The organism is bacterium, from assembly GCA_008933615.1.
In the GTDB taxonomy this organism is placed as follows: domain Bacteria; phylum CLD3; class CLD3; order SB21; family SB21; genus SB21.
The window spans coordinates 1-20,945 of sequence record WBUR01000036.1; the positions used below are offsets into that span (position 1 = coordinate 1).

Below are 20,945 nucleotides of genomic sequence, written 5' to 3' on the forward strand. Positions count from 1 at the left end.
ACGCTATACAGTAGAATACCGATTTTCGACGCATCGGCCACGCGCACATAATGATAATACAAGGCATCCTGCGTGATCGCCGATTTGAAAAAAGACGGCGTGATGACGAGGGCGCAATCGGCGCCACAGTCTGAAGCAACCTGAACCAAACGAATGGTTTCCTGCGTGGACTCGCTCCCAGCGCCGACCATCATGATTTTTTCCTTGGGTATAACTTCTCGCGCCGCTTCGATGATCTTTCTTTTTTCAATTTCGTTGAGCATAACCGCTTCGCCGTTCGAACCAAGGACCAGATACCCGGCTAAATCGGTTTTATTCCATTTCGTGATATTCTCCTTCAATTTCTCCGGCGCGATCTGATCGTCTATAAACGGCGTCGGTACCGGCGGCAGTATTCCTTTTAGATTCATGAATTTTCTCCAGAATTTTCGCTTGAGCTACAACCAATTCCAGCAAAACTTAACCAAATCCGCTCCAGAATGTCAATTGATTATTGGACTTTAGAAATTTAGTACATAAAAAAACCCGCACGGAAATTCCGTACGGGTTGTCAATTTGCCATATTTAGAGCCATCTCAAAAAAAAGAGAAGAGATTGCGTTAGAAAACTTGGATCCACTTTCTTTTTAAAAAAGAAAGTGGCAAAGAAAACTTTGGCCATGAATGCTTTAACATATTTAGAGACATTATGTCAAATTGCAGCAGCATCAATAGCGGGACGCCTACCGCATAGAATATTCCCTTTTTCATCCTTAAATTTTCGCTTTTGAGATGCCCCCCCACCCAACTTTACCTGCCGCGTCTCGCGCCGGACCATTTTCGTCTGCCCGCTTTAAGCGAACCAAAAGAGCGAACCGTTCCGGTGACGCCTTTTACTACCTCATCCTGATGTTTTCCCGGGCCAATATGGCTGAGCGGAAACGGATGGTCTTCCACAACAGGAATGGTTTTAGAGATAAGCCGATTAATCGCGCGCAGGTACGGTTTTTCTTCCGCATCGCAAAAAGAGATCGCTATGCCGCTGAGTCCCGCTCTTCCCGTTCGCCCGATGCGGTGCACATAGGTTTCTGCAATATTGGGCAATTCGTAGTTGATCACGTGCGATAAATTATCCACGTCAATTCCGCGCGCTGCAATATCGGTTGCAACCAGCACGCGCAGTTTTTTTAATTTAAAACTATTCAGCGCGCGCTGCCTTGCGTTCTGCGACTTATTGCCATGAATGGCGTCGGCGTTAACGCCGGCCTGAACCAGATCGCGCGTGATCCGGTCCGCAAGATGTTTCGTTCGCGTAAAGATCAACGCGGATTCGATGGATTTGTCTTTAAGCAAATGAATTAGCAGTGAACGTTTGTCCGATTTCGCAACAAAATAAACGGACTGCTCAATGGCTTCTACCGTTGTTGCAGGAGGCGTCACGGCAACTTTTTCCGGATGGGTCAAAATCGTATTGGCCAACCGTTGAATTTCCGTCGGCATCGTAGCCGAGAAAAACAGTGTCTGCCGGTGCGTGGGTAACTTCGCGACGATTTTTTTAACGTCAACGATAAATCCCATGTCGAGCATACGATCGGCTTCGTCCAACACGAATATCTTTACATGCTGAAGATGAATGAACCTTTGATGCATCAGATCAAGCAGTCGGCCCGGCGTAGCGATCAGGATATCGATGCCGCTGCGCAGCGCATTGGTTTGCGCATGCTGCGATACTCCTCCGAATACGACGGTATGGCGAAGGCCCGTGTGTTTGCCGTAAGCGGCAAAACTCTCACCGATCTGTACTGCGAGTTCTCGCGTCGGAGTCAGGATCAGTGATTTAATGACCCGCGGACCTTTTATAAGATGCAGTTCCGGGTGCTGCTCGCCCCGCAAAATCTGTAGAATTGGAATAGCAAACGCGGCCGTCTTACCGGTTCCGGTCTGTGCGCAACCAAGAAGATCTTTTCCTTCTAGAACGATCGGGATGGCCTGTTCCTGTATGGGGGTAGGTTTCGTGTACCCCTCGGTTTTCAGAGCTCTAAGAATAGGCTCTATGATGTTTAAATTTTTGAATGGCATTATTTAATTTTCTTTCTTTATGAACAGCCGGCTATAACTTATTTAGGGTTGTTTGATCAGCGTTCGATGAAGTACGATCCCTTCACTTAATGTCGCAAAACCCGGTCACATGATATAGCAAAGCCGTCTATCGGAAGGTTCGATAAGCTTTTACGATCAGTGATTAAGTTCTGAATCAAAACGAGAAGATTTCTGTAACTGGCGAGTACCCTTGCAGAACGCAGGGCTTCAAAGTAGGTTTGAAGGGACTGGAGCGAAAAGGAACTCATTTATATTAATATGGACGAATAGTAGGCTATTGCCGTGTCAAAAGCAAGCTTTTTAATTCTCATTGCGGACAATCGCATTACTGCTTCAACTCATCCCTTGAATCCGATGCCCCAGTGCCTCGCACGCCCTATCGACCGATTCAAACGTCCTGAATACCTCATTCAAATGGGTCATGAAAAAGACTTCTTCTGCTTTGCCTTTGACGCTTGTCAATACCAGTTCGCCGCCCGACCTTCTTACGGTGATCAAACTGGCTATCAGAATACCTAGCCCGGCGCTGTTCAGCCATTCAAGCGCATCGAGATCAACAACAACATCACGCATACCTTGCGATAAAAAGTATTTAACGCGTTCGTGAACCTTCCGAGTATCCGGGCCCCCCATCATTTTGCCCTGTAGTCTTAATACGAGCGCATTATCTGCAGTGCTTTCATAAATTTTCATCGTCGTACCTCGGTTCGTGTTCACAATATTCAAATCAAAATCTTTTTTCCTTTGGTTTCCGGAAATACCCAGATCCATGCGCCCGTAAGCAGAGCAAATAAAGCCGCTAACGAGATACCTCCACCTAATCCATACCGCTCCGCAATCACGGCAATAACGACCGGTGTGAAAAATTGTACGCCTCGCGCAAGATTGAACGCAGAGCCCATGGCGGTATTTCTGATTTCTGTCGGAAATAATTCAGCGAAAAGCGGGCCATATCCGCTGAACATGCCCGTTCCGAATCCGACGAGAAACATAAAACTCAATATGACGGACGGATAGGCCGCCACGACATCCCACATAAGTGTTATCATGACGAGCCCGGCGGGGCCATGATCACGGAATAAATCGAATACGCAGGCCGGCGACCCCATTTGTCTGCAATAAAGCCAAAAGTAAGATATCCCGTCAATCCTCCGGCTTGCGTGATCAGCATCCATCCGGCCGATTTGACGATTGAGAATTGCCTCTGCTGATGCAGATATCCCGGGAGCCATGAGTATGTGAACCAATACGCCGACATATCAAAAATGGCAAGGATAAGGCACCGGCTGAATATTTTTCGATACTCAGCGCTGAACAATCTTAAGAATAATTCTCCGGCATTTTTTTTTGTACCGGTTATTGCTTCCGTTGTTAATTTCTTGCGTTCAAGCCATATATCGGATTCAGGCAGGCGTTTCCTTATAAATACAACGAGAAGAGCCGGTAATATTGAAATGAAAAAACACATGCGCCATCCTATCGCAGGCGCACCAAATCCGCCGATGACCGAAGCAAGCACGATGCCGATGGGCGCGCCGGTTTGCATGAAGGCGCCATATCTACCCCGCACTTTGGCCGGAAACGTTTCGCCGACATAGGTTTGCCCCGTCGCCCACTCACCGCCAACGCCTAGTCCTGTGATGATTCTGAAAAACAGCAGAACTTCAAGCGAGTTCGAAATACCGCAAAGAAAAGTACCGATACTATACGTGAGGATCGTCCACTGCAAAACACTTTTCCTGCCGTAACGGTCAGAGAGAATTCCGAAAATTACGCCGCCGAGAGCCGTTGCAGCCAGTGATGCGCCCAGAATATAAGAAAGATCGATATTAGATAGTTGCAGTTCCTGTCCGATGGGGATGAGAAGAAATGTGAACAAGATGAGATCGTAAAAATCAAAGACCCACCCCGCCCAACTCATCATGAGAATTTCAAAGTGCTGTCGTGTAGGTTTTTCATACTCGTTGAGTAATGAAGGGTTCATTCTGTAGACACTCTCAAAATTTTTGAGTGAACAAACCGATACAAATTGCAAGACGACAGTTACAAAGGGTAGTAACTGAAGTTAACCAATAGGAAACAAATTGTCAATGACTTGACCTTAACGGTGCAAAAATAAACTGCAGCCAGATTTGCTCATGCACGCAAATTTCTGCTATTGAAAGACAGCTTCAAAAACGTTATACTTATTGAAGCATTAGCACATACCCGTGTACTTCAGGAATTACGCTGAACCATGAAACTATAAAAGAAGTATCATGATTAGCCGAACCATACCATTCCTAATTCTATTTTTAGCCAACTCGCTATCAGCACAGGAAAGCGGCTTGCCATTGGCCCGTTATTTTCCCGCCGGTCAGTATAGCGCACATAATCAAAATTGGGCTGCAGCACAAGACTCATCAGGAGTCATGTTCTTCGGAAATACCAGCGGTATTCTACGTTATGATGGAAGCGAATGGCAAATGTACCCAACCCCCAAAGGCGGTATTGTCAGATCATTATCTCATGGGCGGGCGCACAAGATGTATGCAGGAGCATATGGCGAATTCGGATATCTCTCAGCCGACGAGTCGGGAAAACTCAGGTGGACTGCGTTATCCGATTCCCTTCCACAGTCGCTCAGGGAGTTCGCTGACGTCTGGAAAATTCACGTCACACCCCGCGGCGTATTTTTTACATCTCAACAAACTATATTTCTTTTCAGTCACGACGACCACTTCATTGCTAAGTGGCACCCAACCCAACGCTTTCGCTTTTCTTATTGGGTTCGCGATCAACTCATTGTTCAGGACGAACAAGCCGGATTAAAAGAAATCCGGGGAGACAGCCTGATCATGGTTTCCGGCAGCGAGGCTTTAGCCGCTACACGTATTTATGCGATATTGCCACACGGCGATAATGCTATCCTTATTCAGACTCGATCAGACGGAACTTGGATATGGGAAAAGGAGCAATTCAAAAAAATTCCATGGGAAGCGGGGCACTACTTGGAAGAACAACAGGTATACAATGGCATTCTGACTTCATGGGGAGAGTATCTGTTTGCAACGCTTCGTAATGGCATTGTTAGAACAGGACAGGACGGCCGTATTCTCCAGATATACAATAAGGAATCGGGGCTACCGGATAATACCGTCTATGATGTTTTTACGGATAGAACGGAAGGTATTTGGCTTGCGATGAATCGGGGAATTCTTCGTGCCGACATTTATGCTCCGTTTACATATTGGGATGAATCGATGGGCATTGATGGCGCCGTCCTAACTGTTGCCCGACATGCTTCGAAATTCTATGCCGGAACAAGCAACGGCATATTTTTTCTCGAAAAAAACAATCTTATGAAGCCGTGGGTGCTTAAAAAACTCAATGAACCCCAGGGACAATGTTGGAGCCTTTTATCTCACAATGGAAATTTACTTTGCGCTCTGAGTTCCGGTATATTTGAAATCTCCGGACAACGCGTGCGGCAGATAAGCGAGGCATACACGTTTGTTCTTTTGCCTTCAAGATACGATTCCTCGGTAGTCTACGTCGGACTTTCCAACGGGCTGGGCTGTTTACGCAGCACGCCATCAGGATATATTTTTGAAAGGATTGATCAGGCGATTCAGGCTGAAACACGGTATATCGCGGAAGAAAAAGACGGCAGTATTTGGACCGCCGGGGGTTTCGATGGGTTTCAACACATCCGTCGGGAAGAAACCGTTCGCCACTATCACCCCAATAGTCAAATCCGCTCACGAAGAAATCGTGTGTTCCCGACCTCGCATGGGATTCTCTTTGTCACAGATCGCGGGCTCATGCGTTTTAACACAACCGGTGATATTTTTGAAAGCGATACACTAATTGCGCACTTACTTCCTGAAAACGGAAAGTTCCTATTACGAATGAGCGAAGATGCAGCAGGAAATTTTTGGATTAGCGTCGGCGGGACAACGAGTACCGAACAGGCTGGAAAAATTCAATACCAGCCGGGTACAGGCTATACCCGCTACGCACCGCTTACTCGCATTTCACAATTTGGCGATATATCTATGATCTGGAATGAAGGCCGGTTTGTATGGTTTGGCGGTTATGACGGTTTACTGCAATATAAAAGCTCGTCCGTTGCCATAAATATTGATACGGATCCGGTAGAGTCTTATCCTCCGATCATATTAACCGTGCGTCTTAAAAATGACTCCCTGCTCTTCGTCGGACAAGGGAATTCAATGCTGACGTATAAATTGGATTATGGAATGAACGAGCTTAGGTTCGCATTTGCCGATCCAGGAAATCTCAGCATAAATTCGCGTGAATACCGCTACCGACTCAATGGGTTCGATTCCAATTGGATACGGAGTGAAGAATTCAAGAAGACATACACGTTTCTGCCTGAAGGAAATTACACTTTTGAGGTAGCATCTACCGAAGCACATTATGAAGGACGTCCCACTATATTTTCATTCGTGATTAAACCGCCCTTATATCGTACCTGGTGGGCATATACGCTTTATATTCTTCTCGGAATCACCGTAATTTTTTTAATTTTTCGAATAAGAAGTGTTTATGTTGAATACGACCGGCGACATCTTCAGGAGGTTGTAGAACAGCAAACTGCAAAGCTCCGAATTGCCAATACGGAATTGCAAAGCAGTCATGAGCGCCTCGAAAAAACCATTGATATAGTCTCAGCCATTAACTCGGAATTGGATCTCGATAGGCTCTTGAATTCGATTTTTGAAATTGTTCACCCCATCTTACATATGCAGTCCGGCTCAGTTCTACTCCGCGAGGCAACGACCGGGCGGTTTAAGTTTCATGCGGCGTTTGGAATTGACAAAGCGGAACTTCGACACATCGAGTTAACCGAAGAGGAAGCTATAGTAAGATATGTAGATAAAGGTGAACCGGTAGCTGAGGATATGTATTTTATTAGAGGACTTGTTGCCCGACAGGGTACTGAGAAATTCATAAATCTTCGAATGATCGATAGTTTGTTTGTCATTCGTCTTATGGGGCATGAGGGATTAGCGGGATTCCTGCTTTTCGATGATGTCATTGCCGTTACAGCGCAAAATTTGCTGCTGCTTACCGGCTTGAAAGAACATATACGCATCGCCCTCACGAAAGCACGCTTACTTACTGAACTCAGGATGATGAATGAAAAGAAAAACGAATATCTCGGCATTGTAGCCCATGACCTGAGAAACCCACTCTCAACTATTCTAGGATATGCCGATTTGCTTATCGAAGACTTTCGTAAAGGTAAAATCAACACCACCGATGCGGTAGATGATCTGTCAAAAATCGCCGGTGTGAGCCGGCACATGAACCGTTTTATAACTGAACTTCTGGATATTTCATCCATTGAATCCGGCAAGGTGCGTATGGATCTCCGCCAAAGTGACTTGAAAATAATTGTTGAAGATTGCGCCTATTTACATCGCCGCGCGTCGCAGAATAAGAATATAGAATTGACTGTGGATTATGATTCCTCATTACCTCCCGTCAATGTGGACACGTCAAAAATATCGTCGGTCATTGATAACCTGCTTTCCAATGCGATTAAATACTCTTATCCGGGCGGAAAGGTCAGGGTGTATTTCGAGAATCGTTCGAGTGAAGTGATAACGCACGTCCAAGATTCGGGACAGGGGTTGAGCGAAGAAGATCTGAAGAAGGTATTTACTTCATTTAAGCGTTTGAGTTCGAAGCCGACGGGCGGCGAACCCAGCACGGGCCTCGGCTTAGCCATTGTGAAAAAAATTGTTGAACTTCATCAGGGACGTGTCTGGGTCAAGAGTGATGTTGGAAAAGGCTCCACTTTTAGTTTTTCATTGCCTGTGGAGTCGTCCTCGTAAATAAAAATTTTACCGTTCAAATATCAAACTGCAGCACGTTAGAGCGCCTTCCGCTTTAGCTAGTTCCGATACATCAACGATCCGTTGTTTGATCCCCGCTTCTTCCAATTTCCTCTGAGTTCGCGGAAATAAAGACGGATAAATTACCGTTCCATTTACCCATAGGGCATTCGCAGCATACGGTTCTGACGGATCAATATCGATGAATTTATTTGCAGAGAAATTTTCCGAATCAACCCAATTCCGGTTGATCAATAATGTCTGCTCAGCAATCTGCGTTACTGCAGACTTTAAATGAAGACAGCCTTTCACCGGTGCGTTTCTAACATCGTACCCGTATGGTTTAAGAAATTGCCGCATCTGTTCTGCCCCTGCTTTATTACTTCGTCCCGACATGCCGACATATACAGTTTTATCCACCCGTAGCACATCCCCGCCGTCAACCGTTCCCGGATCTGTGATATGAAACAATTGACGGTACGAACTCAGCGCACGTGCGATTGAATCGGTTTCTGCCCTACGCGATTCCACGCCTGACCGCAGAATGATCGCAAGCTCATCCAATACAACCGCCGTATCTTCTACGAATACCGAATCCGGCAGATCGGGTTCGGGAGGAAGTGTCTGCACTTCACAGCCTAATTCAGTAAGACACTGCTCATAAGAACGGTGCTGGGTTCTGGCCAGCGATACATCGATCGGCCGGCGTTTCAGGTGCGTCAACTCACAGTACGCGATTCGGTCACTTACGTTTCGTGTAATGGCTATCAACATGTTTGTTTGCAGTAGCTATAAAGGTTGAGCATTTGCGTTTGTGCTTATCGGGTTTACTCACATACGTCATGGTGAGCGGAGTCGAACCATGACCAAGTTTAGTAAAATCAGTCTTCGACTGCGCTCAGACTGAAGGGTTCTTTCCCATCTGTGAGCCAACCCGATAAGCACATTTGCGTTTCATTCCACAGCTAAGTGGTAAGCTTCCAAATCGACCTCGGAATTCTGATAGTGATCGGCGTTGCGCACTTGTTCCTCAAACCATACTGAATCAAGGCCATTCATTTTAGCTATGCGTCTTAACCACTCTTCTTCATTGGAATGCAGAGCGTCGTGATCGCAAAGCCCCAGCCTCAAACCGTCACGGATAAACATCATGGACAGGCTATGCGATTCAAATACGGGAGGTTCATCTGCAATGTATTCGTTGTCAAGAATTTCATGGATAGCTTTTTCACAAAACTCTTCATTAAAATCAAGAGCCTTGCCAATACGCATCATCATATCTTTTTCCGGATCGGAGATTTTTCGATCCTTGCGGATCAGAATAAGTAACCCTCTCAAATAATTGCTTCGATCAATAAGAGAAATTATCATGGTTTTTTTTTTGATGAGCAGATCCCAATTAACCTGTCGATCAAATTTAGGGTAACAGGGCGAACATTACAAGTAATAGTGAAAGCGGCTAAATTTCACATGTCAAGTTCCCAATGATTATCCTGTAGCCATTGTTCTGCATTTTTGTAGTTCGGCATCATTTCCGCCACCCTATTCCAGAAATGATTTGAATGATTACGAATTTTTAGATGAGCCAGTTCATGTACAACCACATAGTCGAGCACGAACATTGGCGCCATGATAAGGCGCCAGTTGAAATTTAAGCTTCCCGACGGGCCGCACGACCCCCAACGCCTTTTTGCACAACTGATCTTTACCGATTTATATTTTACCCCCGAAGATAGCGCATAAAGTTCAACTCGCTCAAAAATAATTCTAAACGCCTCAGTCTTATACCAAGCTAAAATTTGCCGACTAATTTGTTCCGTGTCAGAATCCGATACCTGAATGGTCTGTGAAAGAACAACCGGTTTGTGTTGTCCTCTGACAAATTCCAGCTTGTATGTTTTTCCCAAGTATAGAAATTCTTCGCCCTGAATAAACTTCTTTTGCTTGCGGCCTGCCAATCTGGAACGGACCATTTCTTGTTTTGAAATTATCCATTGACGCTTGTCATCAACTACCCGCTGTACGTCACGCATCGCAGCAAACAGAGGCGCACGAACGATCAGCGTAGCGTCCTGCGCGATCTGAAGGCCAATGCTGCGACGTTTGGAACGGATCAGTTTATCGATTTTGACTTCATCCATAACGAGCTATTACTTTTTATTTTCTATCCGTCGAATGCTTGATAAATTCATTTCAATATACGAAATTAATAAAAAGGAGACTACCATGAAAAAAAAGGCATCTCTTATTTCTGCTCTTTTTATTGCCCTGGTGGCGGTTGGCCACTTACTCCGCATTATCCTGAATATCGATCTGATAGTTGGTGGAATTCAAGCGCCCATGTGGGCTAGCGGTGTGGCCGCTGTTTTCTGCGGCGTTCTTGCTGCGTTGCTCTGGAATGAAAGACGCGGTTAACATTTTAAAACTGATACAGTATTTGTAAGGGTATTTAGTAGAAACAGCCGTCGTTGCAAGGTGCAATGGTTATACGGTTTACTAGAGGCGTAGCAATTTCGGAAAACGTTTCATAAAGCCTTTAAGTAGCGGAGCTGCCTGAACTCTACGGATCAGAAATCCGACTTTTGCTTTCCGTTATTGATATCTTTTATAAATTTAATCAGGCCTTTCATATAGGTCTGCTGATCATCCCACATGGACATATGGCTTCCGTTAGCGCAAAACAGATAACTCCCGTTTTTGAATTGCGTAGACATCCATTTCATGTGTTCCGGATCCATCGTGTCAAATGCCGAGCCGATCACGAGAGTCGGTACCGTAATTTTTGCTAAATCAGCTTTTCTGTCCCACAATTCAAGTTTTCCGGAAATACCAAATTCACTCGGTCCCTGCATCATTACATAAACCTGTTGGTTCATATTCTTAAACGCCCTATTCACCGGATCAGGCCAATCGGCTGCCGGAATCCTGCATATATGCTTGGTATAAAAGTGTTCCGTAAGCAATTCCATGTATTTCGGGTTCTGAAAATCGTTTTTTGCCTCCAGATGTTTAATTTCAGCAAGGATTGCAGGTTCCATTTGTTTTGACAGAACGTCCTCAGCGTACTTATCATATTCAGGGCAACTCGACATCATATTGGAAATGATCAACGCTTTGAGATTTCCCTGATATTTCAATGCGTATTCCACGGCAAGAATTCCACCCCAGGAATGGCCGAGAAGATAAAAATTATTTTTATTAAGGCCGAGCGCAATTCGAACCTGCTCGACTTCCTCGACAAATCTGGGCACATTCCACAAACTGGTATCGGTAGGTTGGTCAGAGTAAGCGGAGCCTAACTGATCATAATAAATGAACTCAATCCCTTCTGCAGGCAAGAAACTTTCAAAATTTTCAAAGTATTCATGCGTTCCGCCGGGGCCGCCGTGAAGCAACAACACTTTCATCGAGGGATTGTTACCGAATCGTTTTGTCCACACATTGAATTTTCCGTTAGGCGTTTCAACTTGAATCATATTTATTCCGCCGGTTTTAATGCCCGGTTCGGAGCTTTTAAAGTAATTCGACAAAGAATGCTGTTCTGATGGCCTTCCGCATGAAAAACACAGAAAACAAATAAATATAACTGCCGACGTAATTGGATTCATTGTCTGATCCCTTTTTTGGTTGGAGTTATCGTTTATCAATTAGCCTCCATAGAGGGCTGCCGCGCGCTTGACCATTTCCTTTGGCGAAACGTCCTCCACATGCGTTGCAATAAACCACGTGTAACCAAACGGGTCTTCAAGCCGGCCCGATCGGTCGCCATAGAATTGCAGTTCGACCGGCTTGATCATGACTCCGCCTGCAGCAACCGCTTGTTTCATAATCGCGTCCGCATTTTTCACGTATATCAAAAATTGCACTGTCGTCTTTCCCTGGGTTTTCGGACTGACATTACCCATCTCCGACGACTCATCAGCCAGCATGAAATACGAATCTCCTATCTTAATTTCCGTATGCATGATCTTTCCGTCGGGACCGCTCATGCGTCCGGCTTTTTCCTTTGCTCCAAAGGCTTTGGTATAATAATCTACGGCAGCGTTACCGTCATGAACCGACAGATACGGAGTCAACGTGTGATATCCTCCGGGGCGAAAAATCGAGGCGCGCTTTGCGGCTTTCTTTTTCTGAAGTAATTTTTTCTTTTTGGTCGGTTTGTTTTTAACCCGTCTCTTCTTCCTGACAAGTTTCTTTTGAACTGCTTTTTTTACTTTTCCTGCCATAGGGTTCTTCTCCTTGTTTTAAAGTGAGATACTTGCTTGCCAAAAAAAAATGAAATCACTTACCATAAACTTAATGCTTAGTTATTCTCCAGGTCCTTCATACCGGCCTGAAGCAGCTTCTTAATGCGCTCTTTGAATTCAGTGTGGCGTTTTAATTTATGTTCGTAATGACGGTATACTGGAATTAAATTTCGTTCGAGTTTATTTTTCTCAGGAGGTATAGGAACCGCGCTCTCTATTTTGTAAAGGTCTCTGGATGTTCGTATGTGTCCCGTGTCTTTCAACAATACGTGATAAATAATCTCCGTAGTCATCAGCACAGGAATATTCTTATCAGAAAACCTCTTATCCAGATCATCTTTTAAACGCGGAATCCATATTTCCGCCGCTTCTTTCCAAATATCGTTTTCGTACGTCACCTTTGTAAAATAATTGCGGCAAACATTTTCAACGAAAACAGAACTAAGGTCAAGTCCCAGCAGCTTGAGATTCTCTAATATGCTGTCAAAATAAGGGTTGGACGGGCCTTCCTTATAACGGTCTAATTCAAAAACGTATTGCAGTTTGTTAAACTCAATGCCCCGTTTGAGTTTATAGCTGGGATCCGTCCCCAACACAATGGCGCGAACATTATCCGGCTTTTCACAGAAAGGTTCCGGCCACGGATAATCCTGCCTGACAAAATCAGGAAAACTTTCGGTTAATTTTTTAAGCAGCTCCTGATCGTTCATGATATTCCTCCGTCATGTTTTGCACAGTACAGATGACAATTAATTACAATGGTGGATTATACTCAAAAGAGCTGATTAGCCTGTCCGAAACTTCACTTAAATGCCGTTCGTAAACAGTCGATATGAATAACTTCAAGAGTGTAAGGTGAAATTATGCACTTATTCAGGATATGTCAATGGGAATTATTCCGGCTCTCTTTTTTTTGGCATCCCGCCGTTTTCCGCGAAAGGGGCTTTTGAAAATCTTCCTTAGTCGATAATAATAGAAAAAGAAATACGAACAATAGAAGCAAACCAATCGTAAGTTCTGTTACCCAATTTACTCTCGGGAAAAAAGTGCAAGAGTTGGGATAGCGCTGATCATATTATTTTACATATTGCGAACTACATCTGTATCTTCGGAAAACCTGAATCGATAAGCTGTGTGTTCACTGAATCAATTTCTTTCCTTATTATTTCCACTTGAGCGTAAAACCTTTTCATCATTTTCTGGGCCTCGTTTACCGCATTTTTGATTTGCGAAGTCGGAGGCATATCGGATTCGTGCAAAATTGTAAAAAGCCTCGATAATATATCCAGTAGGTTTTTTGGATTCGACGCATTCCCATCCTCAGAAACCATTTCCATAATTGCGATACGCCGGTCCATTTCATTCAGTCTCTGCGTCAATTTAGCGCCAACTTTGGGCAAAAGGTTTTTTATTTGGACGCGAACTTTACCAAGGTCTTTCTGAATTATCTTGGTTAGTTTTCTGCTCTCATAAACTTGCAAGGACAGATCGTGTTGCTGTTGCAGTTCCTCTTGTGTGGAGTTCACTCTTGGATCCATCTTAATTACAAGTGGTTGGCTGTATACTGTGCCGCCAACAGACAATTTAACCGTATACTCTCCGGGAAGCGCCCATGGCGCCGTCGCGTCAGGAGGAGTATTGCCGTAAATGGCGTTCATCGGGAAATGAGCTTGTAGATCCAAAGACGCATAATGCAGGTCCCATATAAAGCGATGCGATCCCGATTCAGCAGACAGGATCTGTTGAGGGCGTACCCAATACAACGGAATGTTTACATCGGGAATCATGTACGGTTTGTCATCGCTGGCAAAGCGTCTTACGAGCTTTCCATTTTTATCCAAAATTTCAAGCGATACAACGGCTTGTGATTTTTCTTTAAGATAATAATCAATGATGGCACCGTCGGGCGGGTTTTGACCTGCCGGCTCCTCCTGCGGCAGCGGTGTATCCGTATTCATATTCCATCGAACACGATACGTGACCTGTGGTTTAAAAAAAATCGCTTCCGCGGCATTGAGCGAACCGGCTGCATACTCAGCTATTTGACGCAACGGCGTAATATTATCCAATATCCAAAAGGAACGCCCGTGCGTCCCAACCACAAGGTCATCATCTTTAATTACCAGGTCACGGATTGAAGTTGACGGCATGTTCAAACGTAAAGACTGCCAATGATCGCCGTCGTCAAATGAAACGTATACTGCATTTTCTGATCCTGCAAAGAGAAGCCCTTTGCGAAACGGGTCTTCCCGAACAACATTAATTGGTTCATCGGGTAATCCGGCTGCAATTTCCTTCCAACTTTTCCCGCCGTCGTGCGTTCTGTAAATATGCGGGCGCATATCATCTAGTCGAATACGATTTACCGCCGCATACGCAGTGTTTACATCAAAATGCCCGGCATCCATGAGTGAAATTTTGCTCCAGGAACTGATGCCCGGCGGTGTGACATTCTGCCAAGTTTTGCCGCCGTCCCTGGTGATGTGAATGAACCCGTCATCAGTTCCTGCCCAAATGGTATTACTATCCACGTAAGATGGCGCAACCGTATAAATGACACCTCTGCGCGGCATCTTTTTCACATCTTCGTTTCGATAAACGCCTACATTATCCGGAATATCCCAAGATGCTCTGCTCAAATCGGGGCTAATGACCTGCCAAGAATTCCCGCCGTCGCGCGTTTTAAATAAAACATTACCCGCATAAAATAGGGTTTTCGGATCGACAGGTGAAAAAAGAACCGGCGCCGTTCTCAAAAAACGATAGGTGCCGGTCTTAATGGCTTCCGGTTCTATATTCTGATATTGCCCGCTTCGTTTGTCATATTTCGTAAGTTTTCCACCATAGACCATATTAGGATCGAGCGGGTCGGCTGCAACATAGCCCCACTCTTCCGCGCCAACCGGGTGCCACTCGCGAAACGTGATCGCTCCGTCGTTACCACGGCTGGAAATGCAGACAGAACCGCTCTCCTGCTGTCCGCCGTACACATGGTATGGAAAAGCGTTATCCGTACTAACATGATAAAATTGCGCCGTAGGTTGATTATACCAGGAAGAAAAAGTCTCGCCTCCATTGACTGTAATGATCGCACCCTGATCTGCTGCAAGGAGTAAGATATTCGGATCATTCGGATTGATCCATATACGGTGATAATCGTCTCCGCCCGGCGCCCCGCGGAACCCGTTCCACGTTTTGCCGCCGTCCGTTGATTTCCAAGTCGCGATATTGGCGCTATAAACCACTTCCGCATTTTTTGGATCAGCCTTTATCTCCGCAAAATCACTGCCGCGTCCCCACAATCGTTCATCCGAACTCATACGTACCCATGACGCGCCCGCATCATCCGATCTATAAATACCCCCGAGATCGCGGGAATCAACAGTTGCATACATTCGATCCGGGTTACTCGTGGCAATACAAAACCCGATGCGGCCTAATCCTTGTTCATATGTGGGCAAGCCCTTTGTTAATTTCTTCCAAGTAGTTCCCCCGTCCGTTGATTTATACAAACCGCTCTCCGGACCTTGCCACCACCCGTTTTCCCATGGCCCAAGTCGTGAAGCCCATAGATCGGCATAAATGACGTCCGGATTTTTTGGATCAATCGTGACCTGAACCGCGCCGGTATTTTCGTCTTTGTACAAAACACGGTCCCAATTCTTTCCACCGTCGGTAGTTCGGTAGACACCGCGTTCCGTATTCGGCCCGTACGGATGCCCTAATACCGCGGCAAAAACCCGATCGGGGTTTTCACTATCCACGGTTAACCCGCCGATTTGCTGCGCATCCCGCAAGCCAAGATGTTTCCATGTCTTGCCTGCATCGGTTGATTTGTAAACGCCATTTCCAACTGAAAGATCGGGCCTTTGCAAACCCTCACCCGTCGCAACGTAAATCACATTCGGATCCGACGGCGCAACAACAATATCGCCGATAGAGCCGGTCGGCTGATCGTCGAAAATAGGAAACCACGTTCTGCCATAATCGTTCGTTTTCCAAACGCCGCCATTATTCACTCCGATATAGAATACGTTGGGCTGTTGGGGCACGCCGACTGCTCCAACTGTGCGACCTCCCCGATGCGGGCCTATCATGCGCCACTTCATGCAATCAAAAAATTTCGACTCAACCGATTGGGCAAATAATTGCAGTGTCTGCCCAAAACAAAATGTGATGAAAAACAATAGCCGTATCTTCATATGACCAACTCCGTTTATAAAATGCCTCCAGTATTTTCTTAGTTCTTTACCTGTTTCACACGCCAAATTGTTTAAAATGATGGTCGGCATGTTTATACATCAATTTTCCCCACTCCAATGGAGTCATGAGTCCAAAAAAACTATGATTAGATATCTTGATCGTGTGCTCACCCGGTATTAATTTATTGAATGCCACGGTAAAGTTTGATCTCTCTTTATTAAAATCACGTCCGTCCGATATGACAAACTCAGCTGCCGTCGGAGAATTCTTCGAAAACGGCTTATCGTTTGTTGCCATACTTTTGAAAAAGCGTCCTATGTAACGAAAAAATGTTGGCTTGACGGCCAAATCACCGACGGGAACCTGCATAGTCAATGTACAATGCGCCAACATTTGCGCCGCATTCATTTTGCCCCATTGCGCCGGTGTTTGGGGTGTCAGTTTGTTTAGTCTTTCCATTATTTCTTTTTGCGCATCCGGTTCAAATATGGATTTCATGGTTACTCCCCTGATATGGTTTTAAGCTAGAACGAGTATGTTTATTTTTATTGAAGAGGCAATGTAACTCAATTTCTTCTTACTTTCTGTTGGCAATCAAAAATCAGTTGAATGATTTTTCGATCCGTTGGTTTGTAAAACCGATATCGTTCAAAACAATCAAGTGCATTTTCCCAAGAATTCTGCCGGTAGTATAGCATACCCAAATTATAAAAGACTTCCCAAATTCGTCCCCGACTTTCTCTGATAAATTCCAGATATAATATTTCAGCCTCCTTTAAAGCGCCGGACGATTCGGCAAACAAAGCCATGTGTAAAAGCGGAACAGGAAACCTCTGACCCACGAAAAAACCGGCTAGCCAAGTTTTCATACCTGATTCTGGCTGACCGAGCCATTTATCAAGCAAACCCATACCCGCAGTTACGGTATCAAAACCCATTTCGAATAATTTTTTTTCAAACCTCACGGAGGCCACGTGATCAGCAATTCCGTCATGCGCATAAATAACGGTACTTTCATCAAAATAAAGAATACGCCACTCAGGCATTTCTAGCAATTGATTCTGCCATGCCATCGTCGCGGCATAGTCAAATATGATAAGGTCAGGGTTATTTTGTTTTATTAATGTCTTCAAGCCGCCTCGTGTAAGACTCATTTGAAATTCTTTGTAAAGTGAATCCTGCATAACTTCAAGCCGTCCATCGATAAACACAGGAATATTCAGTCTCCAGCCAAGCCAGCTTCCAATACCAATATTATTTAACACACGGCCTTTGATGCCTTGTTCTTTCATAAATTGAACAGCGCCATCAGCAACATAATTGCGATCCAAACCCCAGCCAAATCTCACCAGCCGTTTATCGCTAACATAATAGGCATTCGTTATAACTCTTGCAGATAGCGCGAGTGTTAAACAAATAAATATGAGCTGGGCATAGCTTCGTATAGTGTCAAATACGGGTTTGCTTTTCTTTCGGTACACCTTATTTAATAACTCTGTCAGCATTTGCCCGGTTAACCCGCTCGTGTAAATAACAAACAACGGAATATTACGGTATTGACTGTAACTGACTGCAAACAAAGCCAGTGCAATAATCAACTCGTGACTTTTTCTATTCCTTATGGTAACAACCACCAAAACACCCGACAAAAAAGTGAACATGTAGTACAGTGCAATTACCTGAGGTGGAAAAAGAGCTGGACGGGAACGGGCGACTGAAGACCATGGGGAAATAAATTCCAAAATAGTATTCTTAAAAATACTTCCGGAATCAAGCCGGGTTGCCAATTCCACTGGAAAGAGCGCACCGTCGACGAAATAAGGATTGATCAAGATGGACGCCATTCCAAAAAAAGACCACATCCACAAATATCGATCTATTTTTTTTTCTTGGAACGGAACCGATACTGCGTACGCGCCCATAATCAATAGACCGATGACAAAAAGGCCCTGCGTGTTCGTCCACAAAACCATGATTACAGGAAGTATCCATAATACCCGGCGGCGCTCCCGTACGTAATGATCCAAGACGTACAACATCAGAATCATCAATACCCATGTCATGACCTCAGGCCGAAAGTTAAATCGCACTTCTATAGTTAATAGAACCCCTAACATGAGCCATGGGCCGACAGCAGAGGTAATCTGATTCGATTTAAACCAATAGTACATCAGTGTAAAAACGATCAGGATCAATGTAACGTATACGGTTGAAATACCTTCGAATCCAATCCACACGTAGACAACATAGAGAAATATCTGATAAAGCCAATGAAGATCAATGTAGAGGTGATTGGGAACCGTATACGTATAAGAATCGAAAGTCGGGAATACTCGATTTTCAAGTATCCACTCTCCTCCGTGCAGATGAAACCCTAAGTCATTCTCTGCTATCAACCGAAAGGATAACGCTGTCAAAAGAAGAAATAAGGAGGCCAACGGCAACAGCCGTATTACCTTAGGAAGAAAACTCGTAAGATATGCAAACCGCTTTGGATTATTAATAATGTCTCTCCGATTGAGATACAAATTCCACACTCATCCGTTTTTTTATAAGTATCATATCCGGCATCCAGAGCATGTTTTATTTGTTCGATAAGAATTTTTCAATTTGTCTGCGATGGCGCAAGACATGAACTATGGCGTGTTCAAGCAGCTGCTCAATATCGTATTCTTCATCCCAGCGCGTCATGAAACGAATGGAAAATAAGTTGAGCTCAATTTGCTCTCTATTCAAATCATATAGTTCTCTTGTGTTGAATTGCAGCATGGATTCGGTTTCACGTACAGCCTGCGTTGGCGTATCGATGACAATTTTGTCGGTATCAGGAAACGCTGACGTCTTATTAAGCGCCGACAAAACGTAATTAGCATAACCATACCCGGAACGAACAACGTGTTTTGAGATGGTCTGAATGGAACGACAATGTTCATCGGAAGTATTTGGATCAACGATTTGGGTAAATTGTGCCCGTGTCAAAGTTCTAATTACACCGGTATATTCATTCACCGCTTTTTGATATTCATCCATGATCGCGCCCAGACCGCCGATTCGATAGGAAAGTGGTTCCACAAAAGTTCTCCGATTTGGTTTCTATGTGTTGATTCTATCTCTATTCATGAACCATGACGACCGTGTTTTTCTTAGACACGGCCAGTCACTTACATCAATCGATAATTGGTTGGTTCAAATGTAGGAATATGGCACAGACTTGTCAACGAGATTTATAGAGCCTGCCTATAGTCTTTGTGAAACAAATACTGTGTCCCTCTTTCACCGTGCGTCTAACTTTGTCCTTTAATATCAAAAGAAATTATTGTAAGTTCTCTCGTTAAAGACCACATATTTTTTATGGAGCCCAACATGTCATCTCTTCATACGATTACGCCTGCGATCCGAACAAATGAAATCACCTATGCCGTACGCGATGTTGTAATTCTGGCCGAGAAAGCCGCGAAACGCGGCCTGGAAATGTTATATTTGAATATCGGCGACCCGAATGTTTTCGATTTTTGCACCCCCCCGCATATCATTGAGGCCGTCCACAAAGCTATGCTGGCCAATAAAAACGGATATTCTGCTTCTTCCGGTATAAAAGATGGGCTTGCAGCGGTTGAAAAAGAAGCGGAACGAAAAGGCATTCGAAATATTCGTGATATTTTTATTACTACCGGCGTCAGCGAGGCGATCGATCTTTGTTTGACAGCTCTGGCAAATGAAGGTGATAATGTGCTGACGCCCAGCCCCGGTTATCCATTATACCAGGCGATTCTTAAGAAATTGAATGTGATTGAAAATTCCTATTATCTTGATGAAGCCAATGATTGGCAGCCTGATGTAGATGAGATGGCTTCCAAGATCAATTCCAAAACCCGCGCAATCATATTAATTAACCCAAATAACCCTACAGGATCGGTGTATTCCAACGAAGTGTTACTCCGGGTTATTGAACTCGCAGCAAAGCATAATCTCGTGATTTTTGCGGATGAGATATATGACAAGCTGATTTTGGACGGCGGTCATCACGTTGCGCTGGCTTCATTGAATTCCGAGGTTCCAATTATTACGTTAAACGGTTTATCAAAGTCATTTCTCGTACCTGGTTTTCGTATCGGCTGGGGAATCATATCCGGGGAGGAAGCGCGCATTCGAACCTACGTGGAAGCAATCAATAAGTTATTGCGCGCGCGCCTTTGCGCCAATCATCCTATGCAATATGCTATTAAGCCTGCTTTAGAAGGAGATCAAAACCATCTGCTCGACGTTAAGGCGCGTTTAACCAAACGCCGGAATATCACTTTTGAAATGCTGAATTCAACGCCAGAAATTTCTTTGGCCAAACCTAATGGCGCTTTTTACGCATTCCCTTCCCTGCATATTAAGAAAACAGACGATGAATTTGTTCGCGCTTTGATAGAAGAAACCGGCGTAGTGGTGGTTCCAGGCAGCGGCTTCGGACAGTCTCCCGGAACAAAGCATTTTCGGGTCGTGTTCCTGCCCGATGAAATCAAATTAAAAAAAGCGTATGAAAAAATTCTGGATTTTGTTCACAAATTCAATAAAAGTTAGAC

Annotated in this window: 16 protein-coding genes and 1 pseudogene; 3 read left to right on the forward strand and 14 right to left on the reverse strand. The window is 44.6% G+C overall.

Annotated elements, in window-relative coordinates:
* The 4 genes and pseudogenes from F9K33_12845 to F9K33_12860 form a co-directional block, all read right to left on the reverse strand.
* Nucleotides 1–410 (reverse strand): dihydrodipicolinate synthase family protein (locus F9K33_12845; GenBank protein ID KAB2878495.1); only part of this gene is annotated, 410 nt, incomplete at its 3' end.
* A 378-nt stretch (nt 411–788) separates the two neighbouring features.
* A complete protein-coding gene (locus tag F9K33_12850; GenBank protein ID KAB2878496.1) occupies nt 789–2,057 on the reverse strand; it encodes a DEAD/DEAH box helicase in 1,269 nt (422 codons plus the stop codon).
* A gap of 354 nt (nt 2,058–2,411) precedes the next feature.
* Nucleotides 2,412–2,849: an anti-sigma factor antagonist gene (locus tag F9K33_12855; protein ID KAB2878497.1), complete on the reverse strand. Its 438-nt coding sequence runs from the start codon at nt 2,847–2,849 to the stop codon at nt 2,412–2,414.
* Nucleotides 2,801–4,062, reverse strand: a pseudogene (locus F9K33_12860) (MFS transporter). The gene F9K33_12855 and the pseudogene F9K33_12860 overlap by 49 nt, the downstream one beginning before the upstream one ends.
* A gap of 274 nt (nt 4,063–4,336) precedes the next feature.
* Between F9K33_12860 and F9K33_12865 the strand changes: the two are divergent.
* On the forward strand, nt 4,337–7,924 hold the full coding sequence (locus tag F9K33_12865; protein KAB2878498.1) for a hypothetical protein: 3,588 nt from the start codon (nt 4,337–4,339) through the stop codon (nt 7,922–7,924).
* A gap of 9 nt (nt 7,925–7,933) precedes the next feature.
* On the opposite strand, the gene F9K33_12870 is transcribed toward F9K33_12865, so the two are convergent.
* From F9K33_12870 to F9K33_12880, 3 genes are all read right to left on the reverse strand, one after another.
* A complete protein-coding gene (locus tag F9K33_12870; protein KAB2878499.1) occupies nt 7,934–8,698 on the reverse strand; it encodes a dimethylargininase in 765 nt (254 codons plus the stop codon).
* A 180-nt stretch (nt 8,699–8,878) separates the two neighbouring features.
* The gene (locus F9K33_12875) at nt 8,879–9,295 is read right to left on the reverse strand and encodes a hypothetical protein (GenBank protein ID KAB2878500.1); all 417 of its coding nucleotides are present in this window, start codon (nt 9,293–9,295) and stop codon (nt 8,879–8,881) included.
* A gap of 95 nt (nt 9,296–9,390) precedes the next feature.
* Nucleotides 9,391–10,065, reverse strand: a complete 675-nt coding sequence (locus F9K33_12880) for a M48 family metallopeptidase (protein KAB2878501.1) — start codon at nt 10,063–10,065, stop codon at nt 9,391–9,393.
* Nucleotides 10,066–10,150: 85 nt separating this feature from the next.
* Between F9K33_12880 and F9K33_12885 the strand changes: the two genes are divergently transcribed.
* Nucleotides 10,151–10,339 carry a hypothetical protein gene (locus F9K33_12885; protein ID KAB2878502.1) on the forward strand — a complete coding sequence of 63 codons (189 nt, stop codon included), beginning with the start codon at nt 10,151–10,153 and terminating at the stop codon, nt 10,337–10,339.
* 152 nt (nt 10,340–10,491) lie between these two features.
* On the opposite strand, the gene F9K33_12890 is transcribed toward F9K33_12885, so the two are convergent.
* The 7 genes from F9K33_12890 to F9K33_12920 form a co-directional block, all read right to left on the reverse strand.
* Nucleotides 10,492–11,532, reverse strand: coding sequence for an alpha/beta fold hydrolase (locus tag F9K33_12890; protein ID KAB2878503.1), 1,041 nt, complete (start codon nt 11,530–11,532; stop codon nt 10,492–10,494).
* 39 nt (nt 11,533–11,571) lie between these two features.
* Nucleotides 11,572–12,150 carry a VOC family protein gene (locus F9K33_12895; protein KAB2878504.1) on the reverse strand — a complete coding sequence of 193 codons (579 nt, stop codon included), beginning with the start codon at nt 12,148–12,150 and terminating at the stop codon, nt 11,572–11,574.
* Nucleotides 12,151–12,227: 77 nt separating this feature from the next.
* Entirely contained in the window at nt 12,228–12,881 is a 654-nt protein-coding gene (locus F9K33_12900; protein KAB2878505.1) for a hypothetical protein, read from the reverse strand.
* 384 nt (nt 12,882–13,265) lie between these two features.
* On the reverse strand, nt 13,266–16,373 hold the full coding sequence (locus F9K33_12905) for a glycoside hydrolase (protein ID KAB2878506.1): 3,108 nt from the start codon (nt 16,371–16,373) through the stop codon (nt 13,266–13,268).
* Between the two features lie 55 nt (nt 16,374–16,428).
* On the reverse strand, nt 16,429–16,872 hold the full coding sequence (locus F9K33_12910) for a DUF1569 domain-containing protein (GenBank protein KAB2878507.1): 444 nt from the start codon (nt 16,870–16,872) through the stop codon (nt 16,429–16,431).
* A gap of 68 nt (nt 16,873–16,940) precedes the next feature.
* The gene (locus F9K33_12915) at nt 16,941–18,902 is read right to left on the reverse strand and encodes a hypothetical protein (protein KAB2878508.1); all 1,962 of its coding nucleotides are present in this window, start codon (nt 18,900–18,902) and stop codon (nt 16,941–16,943) included.
* 55 nt (nt 18,903–18,957) lie between these two features.
* Entirely contained in the window at nt 18,958–19,446 is a 489-nt protein-coding gene (locus F9K33_12920; GenBank protein KAB2878509.1) for a DinB family protein, read from the reverse strand.
* Nucleotides 19,447–19,737: 291 nt separating this feature from the next.
* Here F9K33_12920 and F9K33_12925 point away from each other — a divergent pair, with 291 nt between their 5' ends.
* Nucleotides 19,738–20,943, forward strand: coding sequence for an aminotransferase class I/II-fold pyridoxal phosphate-dependent enzyme (locus tag F9K33_12925; protein KAB2878510.1), 1,206 nt, complete (start codon nt 19,738–19,740; stop codon nt 20,941–20,943).
* Nucleotides 20,944–20,945: the final 2 nt, after the last annotated feature.